This is a genomic window from Deltaproteobacteria bacterium (assembly GCA_029210625.1).
Lineage (GTDB): Bacteria > Myxococcota > Myxococcia > SLRQ01 > SLRQ01 > JARGFU01.
Genome location: JARGFU010000001.1, coordinates 162,817 through 176,143, shown reverse-complemented (window position 1 = coordinate 176,143; position 13,327 = coordinate 162,817). Strand labels below are relative to the sequence as shown.

General features: G+C 72.1%; 9 protein-coding genes and 1 pseudogene. 6 read left to right on the top strand and 4 right to left on the bottom strand.

Annotated elements, in window-relative coordinates; translation table 11 throughout:
• Positions 1 to 48 precede the first annotated feature (48 nt).
• From P1V51_00810 to P1V51_00800, 3 genes are read left to right on the top strand one after another with little or no spacing between them, the layout of a single operon-like run.
• Positions 49 to 837: a class I SAM-dependent methyltransferase gene (locus P1V51_00810; protein ID MDF1561546.1), complete on the top strand. Its 789-nt coding sequence runs from the start codon at positions 49 to 51 to the stop codon at positions 835 to 837.
• Positions 834 to 2,786, top strand: a complete 1,953-nt coding sequence (locus P1V51_00805) for a DUF4215 domain-containing protein (protein MDF1561545.1) — start codon at positions 834 to 836, stop codon at positions 2,784 to 2,786. The genes P1V51_00810 and P1V51_00805 overlap by 4 nt, the downstream gene beginning before the upstream one ends.
• A complete protein-coding gene (locus P1V51_00800) occupies positions 2,773 to 3,726 on the top strand; it encodes a DMT family transporter (GenBank protein MDF1561544.1) in 954 nt (317 codons plus the stop codon). Before P1V51_00805 ends, P1V51_00800 begins: the two co-directional genes overlap by 14 nt.
• Here P1V51_00800 and P1V51_00795 read toward each other — a convergent pair.
• Together P1V51_00795 and P1V51_00790 are read right to left on the bottom strand one after the other, a co-directional pair.
• Positions 3,641 to 5,974, bottom strand: coding sequence for a GH92 family glycosyl hydrolase (locus tag P1V51_00795; GenBank protein MDF1561543.1), 2,334 nt, complete (start codon positions 5,972 to 5,974; stop codon positions 3,641 to 3,643). The two genes, P1V51_00800 and P1V51_00795, sit on opposite strands and share 86 nt — an antisense overlap.
• Positions 5,975 to 6,000: 26 nt before the next feature.
• Positions 6,001 to 6,162 (bottom strand): annotated as a pseudogene (locus P1V51_00790) (NINE protein).
• A 141-nt stretch (positions 6,163 to 6,303) separates the two neighbouring features.
• Between P1V51_00790 and P1V51_00785 the strand changes: the two are divergent.
• Entirely contained in the window at positions 6,304 to 6,666 is a 363-nt protein-coding gene (locus P1V51_00785; GenBank protein MDF1561542.1) for a hypothetical protein, read from the top strand.
• Here P1V51_00785 and thiC read toward each other — a convergent pair.
• Complete coding sequence (thiC, locus tag P1V51_00780) at positions 6,663 to 8,600, bottom strand: phosphomethylpyrimidine synthase ThiC (GenBank protein ID MDF1561541.1); 1,938 nt, start codon at positions 8,598 to 8,600, stop codon at positions 6,663 to 6,665. The two genes, P1V51_00785 and thiC, sit on opposite strands and share 4 nt — an antisense overlap.
• Positions 8,601 to 8,711: 111 nt before the next feature.
• Between thiC and P1V51_00775 the strand changes: the two genes are divergently transcribed.
• Positions 8,712 to 9,329, top strand: coding sequence for a hypothetical protein (locus tag P1V51_00775; GenBank protein ID MDF1561540.1), 618 nt, complete (start codon positions 8,712 to 8,714; stop codon positions 9,327 to 9,329).
• A gap of 1 nt (position 9,330) precedes the next feature.
• Here P1V51_00775 and P1V51_00770 read toward each other — a convergent pair whose 3' ends face one another.
• Complete coding sequence (locus tag P1V51_00770; protein ID MDF1561539.1) at positions 9,331 to 11,382, bottom strand: hypothetical protein; 2,052 nt, start codon at positions 11,380 to 11,382, stop codon at positions 9,331 to 9,333.
• A 448-nt stretch (positions 11,383 to 11,830) separates the two neighbouring features.
• Between P1V51_00770 and P1V51_00765 the strand changes: the two genes are divergently transcribed.
• Complete coding sequence (locus P1V51_00765; GenBank protein MDF1561538.1) at positions 11,831 to 13,306, top strand: choice-of-anchor D domain-containing protein; 1,476 nt, start codon at positions 11,831 to 11,833, stop codon at positions 13,304 to 13,306.
• Positions 13,307 to 13,327: the final 21 nt, after the last annotated feature.

The following is a 13,327-nucleotide window of genomic DNA, read 5'->3' as shown; positions in this document are numbered from 1 at the left end:
ATCCCCGGTGCTACCCTGACCGCCATGGACCTCGCCGATCCGCGAACCATGGCGCTCTTCCTCCGGGTCTACGGGACGCTGCCCCGGGCGGGTCCTGGTGCGGACGCGCACACCCGCCGCGCCCTGGCGCTCGTCCCGGGTGAGGCGCCGGCGAGGGTGCTCGATCTGGGCTGTGGCCCGGGGGCGCAGACCCTGGCCCTCGCGGCAGCGCTCCCCGGCGCCGAGATCCTGGCCCTCGATCTCTCGGCGCCGCTGGTGGCGCGGGCTCGCGAGCGGATCGAGCAGGTCGGCCTCGCCGGGAGGGTGCGGGTCGAGGTCGGGGACATGGCTTCCCCGCCGGTGGAGCCCGCCAGCCAGGACCTGATCTGCTCGGAGGGAGCGATCTACAACCTCGGCGTGCGGGTGGGGTTGGAGGCCTGGAGGCGGCTGCTCGCTCCCGGAGGCGTGGTGATCTTCACCGAGGCGATCTGGCGGGTGCCCGATCCCCCGCCGGAGCTCCGCCGGTGGTGGGAGGCCGAGTATCCGGCCATCACCGACGAGGCCGGGGTTCGCGCCGAGATCGAGGCGGCGGGCTACGCGTCCCTGGCGTCCTTCCCTCTGCCTCCCTCGGCCTGGTGGGACGAGTACTACGCGCCCATGCGGCAGAGGATCGAAGAGCTCGTGCGCGACCTGCCGGAGGATCCGGTGGCCGGCGAGATCGCCGCCACGGCCCGGGAGGAGATCGCGCTCTTCGAGCGCTTCTCCGACGCCTACACCTACGGCTACTTCGTCGCGGCGCCGCTCGGGGAGCCCGAGGCTGTTCGGGAGTCCGGATCTCGTTCTAGGCTCGGAGGGTGAGAACCGCCCGGCTCCCCCTGCTGCTCCTGGCCCTGTCCGCCTGCAATCGGGACTTCGCCCTCCCCGGGGGTGGAGAGCCGGCCTGCGGCAACACGACCCTCGATCCGGGGGAGGGCTGCGAGGACGGCAACCTCTCGATCAACGACGCCTGCCCCAGCGGTCCGCAGGGGACCTGCCAGGAGGCCTTCTGCGGGGACGGCTTCGCCTGGGTCGACGGCTTCGGCGCCGCCGAGGAGTGCGACGACGGCAACGATCTTCCGGGTGACGGCTGCTTCCAGTGTCAGGTCGAGCCCGACTGGGTCTGTGGCTACCAGGAGCCGATGAGCGGCTGCTGGTGCCGGGCCGGCTACCAGGACCACGATCGGGACGGCAGCTGCCTGCCCGGCTGCGACAACATCGCCCTGCCGCCCCTCGAGCCCCACGAGGTCTGCGACGACTCGAGCGGGCAGGTGGCGCGGGCCTGCGCTCTCGACGCCGAGGTTGAGCCCCTCGACGGGCTCTGCGAGCTGGTGGCCTGCGACCCTGCCTGCGGAGTTCACCAGGACTGCGACGGGTCGCAGTGCGTCTGCCGGCCGAGCTGGACCGGTACGGACTGCGGCACCTGCCGGGTGATGGTCGATCCGGCGGCGACCTGCACCGGCTGCGACGGCGAGTCCTGGGCCGGCGCGCTGCCCTCGATCGACGCCGGGATCGCGCTCGCGGCGAAGCGGGCCGCGGGCTACGGGCAGCACTGCGAGGTCTGGGTGCGGGCCGGGCACTACTGGGTCTACGACGACCACCCGACCGACACGATCGCGCTCCGGCCCTGGGTGGCCCTCTACGGTGGCTTCGCCGGCACCGAGCAGACCCGCGCCGAGCGTGACTGGCGGACGAACCGCACCATCCTCGACGGCCACGCCGGCCCCGACTCGGCCGAGCAGGTCTGGCACGTGGTCACCGCCACGAGCAACTCGACCCTCGATGGCTTCGTGGTGACCGGTGGGCGGGCCGAGGGCCGCTTCGGAGACTACGAGATCGTCGACGACGACGGCGGTGGCTTCCTCGCCGTCGGCGCACAGAACGTGCGGGTGGCCAACACCGCCTTCGTCAGCAACTCCGCCCGCACGGAAGGGGGCGGCGCCCGGATCCACGAGTCGTCGGTGGTCTTCGAGGACTGCTCCTTCGTCGCCAACGAGACCTGGAACGACGTCCAGTGGAACCGCTGCGCAGCGCTCATGTCGAACTGGAGCGCGACCGAGCTGCGCCGGACGGTCGTCGCCGGGAACGAGGCCGCGGAGCAGACGCTCTGTTTCGCCAACGCGGCCTCCCACGACTCGAACCTCGTGGCGAACAACCTCCCGACGGCCTACGGCGGGATCCTCTGGAACCGGGGCAACCTCTCCCGCGTCTACGGGAGCGTCCTGGCCGATCACGAGCCGGGCTCCGATCTCTGGTGCAACACCGCCGCCGGTGTGATCGAGGTCGAGGCCTCCCTCTTCGAGGGGTTCGGCTGTGGGGGCCAGGGGACCTGCGCGCTCGGGGCCGGGGTCGTCGACGCCGCGCCCGGCTTCGTCACCGTGCCGGGGACCGCCAGCGGCGCCTGGGACGAGGTCAGCTGGGATCCCCAGGTCGTCGAGACCACCCTCACCGACGCCGACGCCGGCTGGACCGCCGGCGAGCACGCCGGGCGCTTCGTGCAGGCGGACACGGCGACGGTGCACCAGTTCCCGATCCTGGCGAACTCCGCCACGACCCTCACCGTGCTGGGCGACCTGCGGCCCTTCGTGCTGGCGGGCGCGAGCTACCAGCTCTTCGACTACCGCCTCGACGCCACCTCCGCGGCCCTCGACATCGGCATGGACCTCACGGCCTACGGGGTGAGCACCGACCTGCTCGGCGCCGCCCGCAACGTCTGCCAGAGCGGCACGGCCCCCGACTGCTGGGACGCCGGCGCCTATGAGCGGCCGTAGGCGGGCCGAGGCCGCCCTGGTGGGCGTGGCCGGGGCCTGGGGGCTGACCTTCCCGCTGATCCGGGAGGCGCTCGCCGACGTGGCGCCCCTGCACTTCCTGCCCCTGCGCTTCACGACGGCGGTGCTGGCCTTCCTGCCGGTGCTCCTCTTCTTCCGGGTCTCGCCCCGCTCCCTGACCCGCGAGGCGCCCGCGGGGCTGCTCCTCGGCGGGGTGGCCTTCCTCTCCTATGTGACCCAGACGATCGGCCTGCGCACGGTGCCGGCCGGCCGCGCCGCCTTCATCACCGGGCTCGCGGTGGTGATCGTGCCGCTGATCGGCCCCCTCTTCCGGACCGGCCGCCCCGGGCCGCGGGCCTTCCTCTCGGCCGGGATCGCCACCGCCGGGCTCTACCTCCTCTCCGAGCCCGAGCGCGGGGGGCTGACCTCCGGCGACGTCTGGGTGCTGGGCTGCGCCCTCTCCTACGCCGTCTACACCCAGCTCCTCCAGCGGATGACCACCCACGCCGACGGCAGCGACTCGGGGCGCGACGCGGCCTCGCTGGCCTTCTTCCAGGTGGTGGGGCTGGCGGCCTGCTCCCTCATCACCCTGCCCCTGGCGCCGGCCGGCTGGCCGGCCATCACCCCTGCGGTGGTGAAGGCGGTCCTCTTCTGCGCGGTGGCGGCGACGGTGCTGACCTTCTTCCTGCAGGCCCGCTACCAGCGCCACACCACCGCGCCGCGCGCCTCGCTGATCTTCGCCAGCGAGCCGGTCTTCGCGGCCCTCTTCGCCTACTGGCTGCTGGGTGAGACCGTCGGCCCCACCGGCCTCGCCGGGGCGGGGCTGGTGCTCCTGGCCATCGCGCTGCCGCAGTCGCCTAGCGGTCCGGCCGGGGACTCCAGGGACGCCCTGCCCCCCACTCCGGAGGTTCCGCGTCCGGGCTCGGTGGCAAGGGACTCGTGAGGAAGCGCAGCTCGCCGCCGGCCGCGAGCTGAGCGTGCGTCAGCCAGGGGTCGGTGAGGGGCTCGTCGTTCCAGGTGACCGAGTGCACCGCCACCCCGCGCTCGCCCTTCTTCTCGAAGGGCTCGGAGACGATCGTCAGATCGCCGCCGGGCAGGTGCACGAGCGCCCGCTCGAAGAGGGGCGTGCCGATCAGGTAGAGGTCGCTGCCCGCCAGGGGGTAGAGGCCGAGCGCCGAGAAGACGTACCAGGCCGAGAGGGTCCCGGCGTCGTCGTTGCCGGCCAGCCCGTCGGGGGTGTCGTCGTAGTGGCGCCGCCGCACCCAGTCGATCCAGCGGGCGCCCCGGCCCGGCTCACCCATCAGGGCGTAGAGCCAGGGGTAGTGCAGGTCGGGCTCGTTGCCGTGCCAGTAGTAGGGGTCGGGCTCGAAGAAGGGCTCGGTCCCCAGGACGATGGGCTCGGTGCCCTCCGAGAGGACGAAGAGCTCGTCGAGGCGCTCGAGGAGCGCCGCGCGGTCGCCGATCATCTCCACCAGCGCCACCGGATCGTAGGGCGCGGAGAAGAGGTACTGCCAGGCGTTGCCCTCGACGAAGGCGTCGTTCCAGGGGGTGGGATCGAAGTCGGCCTCGGTGAGGCTGCCGTCGAGGTTCTTGCCCCGCAGGAAGCCCGAGGCCGGATCGTAGTGGGCGGTGTAGATCAGCGAGCGCGCGTCGAGGGCGGCGGCGAGGGAGGCGTCGCCGCGCTCCTCGGCCAGCCGGGCCACGGCGAAGTCGGCCCAGCCGTACTCGACGGCCTTCGAGACGCCGCCGCCGATCTCGTCGGCCGGGCAGAAGCCCACCTCGGCGCAGCGGGCGTGGGTGGTGTGGTTGGGCCGGGGGCTACCGAGGTCCGCCTCGGCCTCGAGCACCGTCCAGACCCGGTGGGCGTCGAGGGGCAGGTCCTTGAGCACGCTCTCGGCCAGCACGATCGAGGCCGGGGCGCCGATCATGGTGCCGTGCTCGTTCATCGCCAGGGGCCAGCGGGGCAGGTAGCCCAGCCGATCGTTCATCTCCAGCAGGCTCTCCCCGAAGGCCGCCGCGTCCTCGGGCCAGAGGAGGGCGTAGAGGGGGTGCGCCGTGCGGTAGGTGTCCCAGAGGGAGAGGTCCGAGTAGAAGGGCGCGAAGTCACGGACCACCCGATCGACGCCGAGCGAGCGGCCGTCGCCGTCGTCGTAGCGGGTCGGCATGATCAGCGAGCGGTAGAGGGCCGAGTAGAAGGTGCGCTGGTCGGCCTCGCTGCCCCCCCAGATCTCGATGGTCCGCAGCCGGTCACTCCAGCGCTCCTTCGCGCCGAAGCGGACGGTGTCGAAGTCCTGCCGGGCGCCCGAGTCGAGGTTGGCGGCGGCGCCAGCGGCGTCGACCACCGAGACCGTCGCCTTCACCCGCACCTCGGTGGTGCCGGTGGGGTAGGCCGCGTGGGCGCCGATCCGGATGCCGCTGACGGTGGTGCCCGGCTGCAGGTCGGCGTCGTCGAAGACCCCGAGGCCGGCGGGGGGCGGGTCGAGCTCGAGGGCGAAGTGGAGGTCGTAGGCGCCGCCGGTGCCGGTGAAGCGGCCGGTGGAGAGGATGCGGCCGGTGATGCGCCCGGTGGCCGGATCCACGCTGAGCTCTCCGCCGAGGCTGCCGTCCCGCCCGATGCCGTGGCCGGCGTCGATGACGAGGGTGGGCTCGGCCACCGTGGCGGGGAAGGTGTAGCGGTGGAAGGCGACCCGCTCGGTGGCGGTGAGCTCGGCCCGGATGCCGGAGGGGGTGAGGGTCACCGTGTAGTAGCCGGGCTCGGCGTGCTCGCTCTCGGCGTCGAAGAAGGAGCCGTAGCCGTTCTCCCGGCGCTTGGCGGCGCTCATCCCGTCGGTGGCCATCACCAGGATGAGCCCCTGGTCCTCGACGCCGGTGCCGTGGACGTGGGTCTGGGAGAAGCCGTCGATGAAGTCGTCGAAGGCCCAGTAGCCGGCGCAGTGAGCCCAGCCCGCGCGGCCGAGGAGGGGGCCGTTGGTGTCGGGCCCGGGCCGGATCATCCCGAAGGGGAGGGCGGCGCCGGGGAAGGCCTGCCCCTGGGCGAAGCCGCCGCCGCCGGTGCCGATGCGGGGGTCGGCGGACTCGAAGGCGAGGACGGGGTCGCCGAGGGGATCGCGCTTGCATCCCTGGGAGAGGCCGAGCGCGAGGGCGAGCGCGAGCGCGAGCGAGGGGCGAGCCGGATCGAGGAGGACGCTCACCGGGGGTCGTTGACCATGCCGTAGGTCAGGAAGGCGTCGACCAGCCAGCCGATGCCCAGCACGCCGCCGGTGAGGAGCCAGATGATCCCGGAGATCCACCGGCCCGTGTAGAAGCGGTGGATTCCCAGGGGGCCGAGGAAGAACCACAGCAGGTAGCCGACGAGCATCGATTTCGGTGCAGCGCTCATGGCGCGCACCCTAGCAAAGTGCTCCCCGGGTGCGCAGCCGGAGACACGGGAGGTTCAAGCTCCGGCCCGGTTTTGTCAGGATGGCGGGCGACGAGCCCGGGGGACCTCGCCCTCCGGGTCCCATCCCCGAAAGGTCGATCCATGAAGCGCCTGCCCCGCCTCGCCCTCGCCTCTCTCGCCCTCGTCGCCCTCGCGGCCTGCGGGGCGCTCAAGTACCACGGGTCCGGCACCTACCACGCCAGCAAGATCTTCTCCTGCGACGGCGGCGGTGAGGTGTTCATCACGTTGATGGGCGAGAGCGGCTCGCTGACGGTGGATGTCTACGAGGACGGCGGCGCTCGCCCGCACCTCTTCGGGCAGACCTTCGCGCCGAGCGCGGTGGAGCGCACCGAGAGCTACGAGTTCCCGGCCCAGGCCGGCGACGAGGGGAGCGACTGGGAGGTCTTCGTCGAGACCAACCACGACTGGAAGGGCAAGTTCGAGGTCACCTTCGAGTGCCTCTAGCGCTGTAGGTAGATCTCGCCGCCCTCGTCCTCGAAGGCGCGGGCCCGCTCGGTGAGCCCCTCGCTGCGGGCCTCCTCGACGGCCTTCCCCTGGGCCCTCGCCAGCTCGCGCAGGTCCTGGGTGATCTCCATCGAGCAGAACTTCGGCCCGCACATCGAGCAGAAGTGGGCGCTCTTCGCGCCCTCCGCCGGGAGGGTCTCGTCGTGGAAGGCCTTCGCGGTCTCGGGGTCGAGGGCCAGCTTGAACTGATCCTCCCACCGGAACTCGAAGCGGGCCTTGCTCATGGCGTCGTCCCAGGCGCGGGCGCCGGGGAAGCCCTTGGCCAGGTCGGCGGCGTGGGCGGCGACCTTGTAGGCGATCACCCCCTCCTTCACGTCGTCGCGGTCGGGCAGCCCCAGGTGCTCCTTGGGCGTCACGTAGCAGAGCATCGCCGTGCCGTACCAGCCGATCATCGCGGCGCCGATGGCCGAGGAGAGGTGGTCGTAGCCCGGGGAGACGTCGGTGATGAGTGGCCCGAGGGTGTAGAAGGGCGCCTCGCCGCAGACCTCGAGCTGGCGGTCGACGTTCTCCTTCACCAGGTGCATCGGCACGTGGCCGGGGCCCTCGATGATGGTCTGCACGTCGTGCTTCCAGGCGAGCTTGGTCAGCTCGCCCAGGGTGTCGAGCTCGGCGAACTGCGCCTCGTCGTTGGCGTCGGCGAGCGAGCCGGGCCGCAGGCCGTCGCCCAGCGAGAAGGCCACGTCGTACTGCGCCAGCAGCTCGCAGATCTCCTCGAAGCGCTCGTAGAGGAAGCTCTCCTTGTGGTGGGCCAGGCACCACTTGGCCATGATCGAGCCGCCCCGGGAGACGATCCCGGTGACCCGCTTGGTGGTCAGCGGGATGTGCCGCAGGCGCAGGCCCGCGTGGACGGTGAAGTAGTCCACGCCCTGCTCGCACTGCTCGACCAGGGTGTCCATGAAGAGCTCGAAGGTGAGGTCCTCGGCGACGCCGCCGACCTTCTCGAGGGCCTGGTAGAGGGGCACGGTCCCGATGGGCACCGGGGCGTTGCGCAGGATCCACTCGCGGGTGGTGTGGATGTCCCGGCCGGTGGAGAGGTCCATCACCGTGTCGGCGCCCCAGCGGATCGACCAGACCATCTTCTCGACCTCCTCCTCGATGGAGGAGGTGATGGCCGAGTTGCCGAGGTTGGCGTTGATCTTGGTGAGGAAGCGCCGGCCGATGACCATCGGCTCGCTCTCGGGGTGGTTGATGTTCGCCGGCAGGATGGCCCGGCCGCGGGCGAGCTCGTCGCGGACCAGCTCGGGGGTGATCTCCTGGGAGAGGTCGATGCCGAAGGCCTCGCCAGCGAGGCGCGCCTCGCGCTCGGCGTCCGGCAGGACCGAGAGGCCGGCCTTCAGCTGCTGGCGCAGGAGGTTCTCGCGGATCGCCGCGAACTCCATCTCGGGGGTGACGATCCCGCGCCGGGCGTAGGCCAGCTGGGTGACGGGCTTGCCGGTGGAGCGCCGCACCTGCTGGCGGCGCTGCTTCATCTCGGGGGGGCGGGGGGCGTCGTCCGCGTCGCCCTTGCGGCCGTCGTCGACGGGCTTCACCGCGCGGCCGGCGATCAGCTCGGTGTCACCCCGCGCCTCGATCCAGGCCTCCCGCAGCGCCGGCAGGCCGACGTGGACGTCGATGGTGGCGGCCGGGTCGGTGTAGGGGCCGGAGGTGTCGTAGAGGAAGACCGGCGGGTTGGGGACCAGCGTCGTGTCCTCGCCCCTTCCCTCGCGGGTGGGGGAGAGCTCGACCTTGCGGAAGGGCACGCGGACGCCCGCCTGCTCGCCCTCGACATAGACCTTGCTCGAGCCCGGGATGGGGCCGGTGGTCACGCGCTCGGGGGTCGCCTGGAGGGCGCCATTGGCACCCTTGCTGCTGCCCTTCGTTCCGTTGCTGCTCATGCGAGCTCCTCTTTGCTGCGGTCGCTGGAGCGAAGGGGGGACCCTACTCCCGTGGGGGCATCGTGCCCAGCCCGTAGACGGTGCCGCGCTGTGCTATCCTCGGGGCTACCGATGTCCAGATCACTCTTCCTCGCCATCGGCCACCGGGTCGCCGCCGCCCTCTTCGGGCTCCTCTTCGGCATGACCATGGCCGAGGTCTGGAGCGCGCCCGGGCCGCACTGCTGTCCCCGCCAGGGCCACCCCGCGATCGTCACGCCGGTGGTCGCCACGCCCGCCGGTCCGCTGGTGCCGATCGAGGTGGTGGAGGCCCCGGCCCCCGAGGCCGAGGTCGTCCCCTTCGAGGTGGGCCGGGTGATCGACCTCGAGGGCGGCGTGCGGGCCGAGATCTTCGAGATCGCCTCCGAGACCGACGAGCTGCAGGTCGAGCTGGTGGCCGCCGAGCTCTCCCGGGCCCCCGAGTGGCTGACCCCGGGGCGGCGGATTCACCTCGTGCCGGCCTCGGGGCAGGGGGTGCTCCACTACAACCTGCGCCTGGAGACCGGCCCGGAGGGGCTGCCGGCGGCGCCGGGGGTGCGGGTCTGGGCGACCCTCGCCTGGCACGACCTCTTCCGGATCGTCGTCATGAGCCAGATGGAGGGCATCGCCGCGATCCCCTCCCCCGACCCCGAGCCCGCGCCCGGCCTGATCCCGCCCGGCGTGCAGTGGACCGTGGCCGGGCAGGGCGAGTAGGTCAGGCGCCCTCTCCGCCCTCGCCCCCGAGCCGGAGCACCTCGGCGATCCCCGCCGGCGCCGCGCCCGGGCCCAGCGGCAGGGCGTCGAGGAGGCGGGCAGCCACCTCGGCGACGCTCTCCCCGCCCAGGATGGCCAGGGGTGAGAGATTGCGGGAGAGCTCGGCGCTCAGCTGCCGGGCGCCGAGGTTCTCGAGGGTGGCGATGAGCTGGGGGCTCATGGCCTCCATCTGCTCCCGGAAGGCGGCGGTGCGGGACTCGAGGAGGCTGGCCTCCAGGGCACCCTCGCGCTCGGCGGCCTGCAAGCGGGCGGCGCTCATCCGCTCGAGGGCCTCGGCCTCGCGCTCGGCGGCGGCCCGGCTGCGCAGCCCCTCGAGGGCGGCAGCGCTCTCGGCCCTCGCCCGCGCGACCTCGGCGCGGGCGGCCTCCAGCTCGAGGGCGGCGGCGGCGGTCTCCCGCTGCGCGGCCTGGATCTCCCGGCTCACCGCCTCCCGCAGCTTCTCGTCGCCGAGGCGCAGCTCCTCCTTCTTGCGGGCGATCTGGGAGACGATCGTCTCGCGCTGGGCGTCGGCCAGCAGCTCGCGCACCGCCTGATCGAGGATCTCCACCTCCAGGACCTCGACGTCGTAGACCCACATCCCGTTCTCCTCGAAGACCCTCCCCTCCCGCCGCTCCTTCTCGCCCCGCTTTCCCAGGATGGCGCTGCGCAGGATCTCGGCGCCGTGCTCGTGGAAGCTCTCGATGCTGGCGTTGCGGGAGGCGGCGCGGATCAGGGAGCCGAGGTGCTCGCAGAGCAGGCCCACGTAGTTCTTCACGTTGAACCAGCGCTCGGGCTCACCGGTGAAGCTGACCCGGTAGGAGAGGGTGAGGCGCAGCTTCACGTGGTCGGCGGTGGTGACCCGCACGACGTCCGAGACCCGGTTGCCCTCGATCTGCAGGAAGCAGGTGGAGAGGAGCGCCTCGTCCTGCTTGGGGCGGCCGGTGGAGAGGGTGAGGACCTCGAGCTCCTCGTCGTAGGCGAGGATGCGGGTCTGGGGTCCGCTCACCACCTCGCGGCGATCCTTGGTGGTCACCATCACCGCCGTGCTCGGGGGGATGGTGATCGAGGGGGCGTGGGGGTCGCCGCCCCGCGCGAGGCCGTAGAGCCGCGCCTTCTCCTCGGAGAGGTGGCGCACGACCCGCTCCTCCTGGGTGGGGTCGGGCAGGTAGCTCACCGGCCCCTCGACGCAGCGGATCTTCCCGGTGGCACGATCGCGCAGGTAGACCCCCTCCTTCTCGGCCAGCGCGATGCGGCTCACCTCCTCGACCACCTCGAGGCTCTCGCTGGGGAAGAAGTAGCCCTCGCGGTCGCGCAGGAAGAGATCCTGGCCCGCCCGGTACTCGCCCGGCGGCACGGCCTCTCCCTCCGCCGCGACGAAGGGGCGGGTGACCCGCAGGTGCAGGCCCCGGTCCTTCTGCAGCCGCCAGGCCCGGCGCAGGTAGCGGCCCTGGAGGGGCACCACCTCCAGCCCGGTCTCGGGGATGTAGAAGGCCACGTCGGCGCCGCGAACGATGTGCTCGCTGCCGATGGGCTCGCTGCCCTCGCCCTGCTCGTAGACCCGCACCACCAGGTACTCGTCCTCGCGCAGCTCGTGGCCGTCGACGACCTTCGCGCGCTGCCCGGGCCAGAGGGGGAACTCGGCGGGCCCCGGCACGATGACCTTCCGGCCGACGAGGAGCTCGGCGGACGAGTTGGCGCCCTTCACCGGCGCGGCGTCGGACTGCTTCGGCGGGTTCTCCAGGACGATGTACTGGGAGGAGCTCGCCGCGACGAACTCGTGCACGCCCCGGGCAGCGTCGTCACCTCGCACCGGGACGAAGCGACCCTCCTCGAAGACGACCAGCCGCTCGGTGTTCGAGAGGCTGATCTTGGTCGGCCCCACGTAGAGGACGATGTCGCCCTTGGTGAGGTCCTGTACGTAGGCGTACTCGTGGGGGGCCACGAGGATGTCCCGCTCCCGGATCTCGCGCTCGGCCATGGCCGCTGCCTCCTGCTGGTTGGTTGGCGTGCTCACGCCTGCCAGCAAGAGCAACCGGCGTGCCGTCGCGCCAAGCCCCTGCAATCCGGTGGTGGGCAGCCGGCGCCTGTCTCGTCGTGGGCCAGATCGACCCCTCCCTCTTCGAGGCAGTGCCTCGAAACGAGAGAGCCGGAGGATGTGCTCGATCGTGGGCCTGCGAGGCACCTCTCCGTACATGTAAGGAGGGCTGTGATGAGGCTCACATTTCCTCCCCCTTTTCTCCAAGTACGGTCCTGCCCCCCGAGATCGAGCCGCAAGAGCCCCAAAGGAGGCCATCTGGCGATCGGCGCTTTTTCAGGGGGGGCCGGGGCGGGGCCGGGCGAGGCGCGGGAGCGCCGCCGGCGGCGCAGGGATCGGTGGTGCGATCGGGGTCCGGGAGGCTAGGAAGGAGTCCTCGAGAAGCCGGGGGGAACCGGACTTCGTGGCCTACCTGGGAGGACCTGACTTGAATCGCGCACCGCTTCGTCTCGTCTCGCTCACCGCTTCTCTCCTGCTCTCGCTCTCGCTGCTCACCGGCGGCTGCGGTGACGACGAGCTGGTCGGCTTCGAGGCTCCGCCGGAGCCGCCGCTGCTCCCCGACATCGTCTCGCGCCCCGATATTCATGACTTCGGCGTGCTGCGCGTGGGCGAGGGTGGCTCGGTGCAGATCCGGGTCGGCAACCGCGGCGAGGGGCTCCTCGAGGTGAGCAGCGTCACCGTCACCGGTGACGGCGCGGCGGCCTACCTGGTCACCGACGATCCGGTCTCGGCCCACGCCTTCGCGCAGAACGAGCTGGCCGACCTCACCCTCGAGTTCCGGCCCGCCGAGGCGCGCCGCTACCTGGCGGTGCTGGAGATCGCCAGCAACGATCCCGACGAGAACCCCCTGAAGATCCCCCTCGACGGCACCGGCGTGGTCATCGATGACCCCATCGCGGTCTGCAACGTGATCCCGGGGACGGTCCACGTGGGTGAGGGGGCCTCCTTCACCGGCGAGGGCTCCCACGATCCGAACGGCACGGCGATCGTCGGCTACAGCTGGCAGCTCACCGCCCGCCCCCAGGACTCGACCCTGCTGCTGCCGGGCTGCGCCTCCACCATGGAGTGCGGGCCCTTCGTCCCCGACGCGGTGGGCCTCTACGAGGCGACCCTCACGGTCACCTCGGCCTCGGGCCTGACCGGCAGCTGCACCGCCACCCTCGAGGCGATCCCGCCCCCCGAGGGGCCGGTGGCGGTCTGCTCGGTCACGCCGGACACGGTGGCGCCCCCCTTCGCCTCGGCGACCTGGATCGGAAACGCCTCCCACGATCCGGACGGCCGCCCGCTGACCTACAGCTGGCGGATCCAGAGCGCGCCCGCCGGCTCGGCGGTGAACCTCTCTGCCAACTGCGCGGGCGCCCCGGACTGCCCCGGCTTCACCCCGGATCAGGCCGGCCCCTACGTCGGTGAGCTGACCGTCACCAACGACGCGGGGCTCTCCGACACCTGCACCGCCACCCTCCTGGCCGAGCCCGCCGAGGCCCTCTGGGTGGCCATGCACTGGACCTTCCCCGGCGACGACATGGACCTGCACCTGATCGCCCCGGGGGGCACGCCCCGCAGCGAGGGCGACTGCTACTTCGCCAACTGCGAGATCAGCGACGGCCCCGGACCCGACTGGGGCACCCAGAACCTGATCGACGACGATCCCGCCCTCGAGCTCGACGACATCGACGGCACCGGCCCCGAGAACATCAACATCGCCTCCCCGGCGCCGGGCCAGTACAAGGTCATGGTCCACGACTACCCGGGCAGCCTCTACCCCGGCGCGAACAACGTGACGGTGGAGGTGCGCCTCGACGGCCGCCTCGTCTACACCGACACCCGGACCATCTCGAACGAGGACAGCGAGACCGACTTCTGCCTCATCGACTGGCCTTCGGGCGTGGTCACCCGGCTCTAGCTCGTCCGGAAACTGAGGGTC

Coding starts and splice junctions, on each gene's coding strand:
- P1V51_00810 (MDF1561546.1), top strand. CDS start 49: ATGGCGCTCTTCCTCCGGGTCTACGGGACGCTGCCCCGGGCGGGTCCT.
- P1V51_00800 (MDF1561544.1), top strand. CDS start 2,773: ATGAGCGGCCGTAGGCGGGCCGAGGCCGCCCTGGTGGGCGTGGCCGGG.
- P1V51_00785 (MDF1561542.1), top strand. CDS start 6,304: ATGAAGCGCCTGCCCCGCCTCGCCCTCGCCTCTCTCGCCCTCGTCGCC.
- thiC (MDF1561541.1), bottom strand. CDS start 8,600: ATGAGCAGCAACGGAACGAAGGGCAGCAGCAAGGGTGCCAATGGCGCC.
- P1V51_00775 (MDF1561540.1), top strand. CDS start 8,712: ATGTCCAGATCACTCTTCCTCGCCATCGGCCACCGGGTCGCCGCCGCC.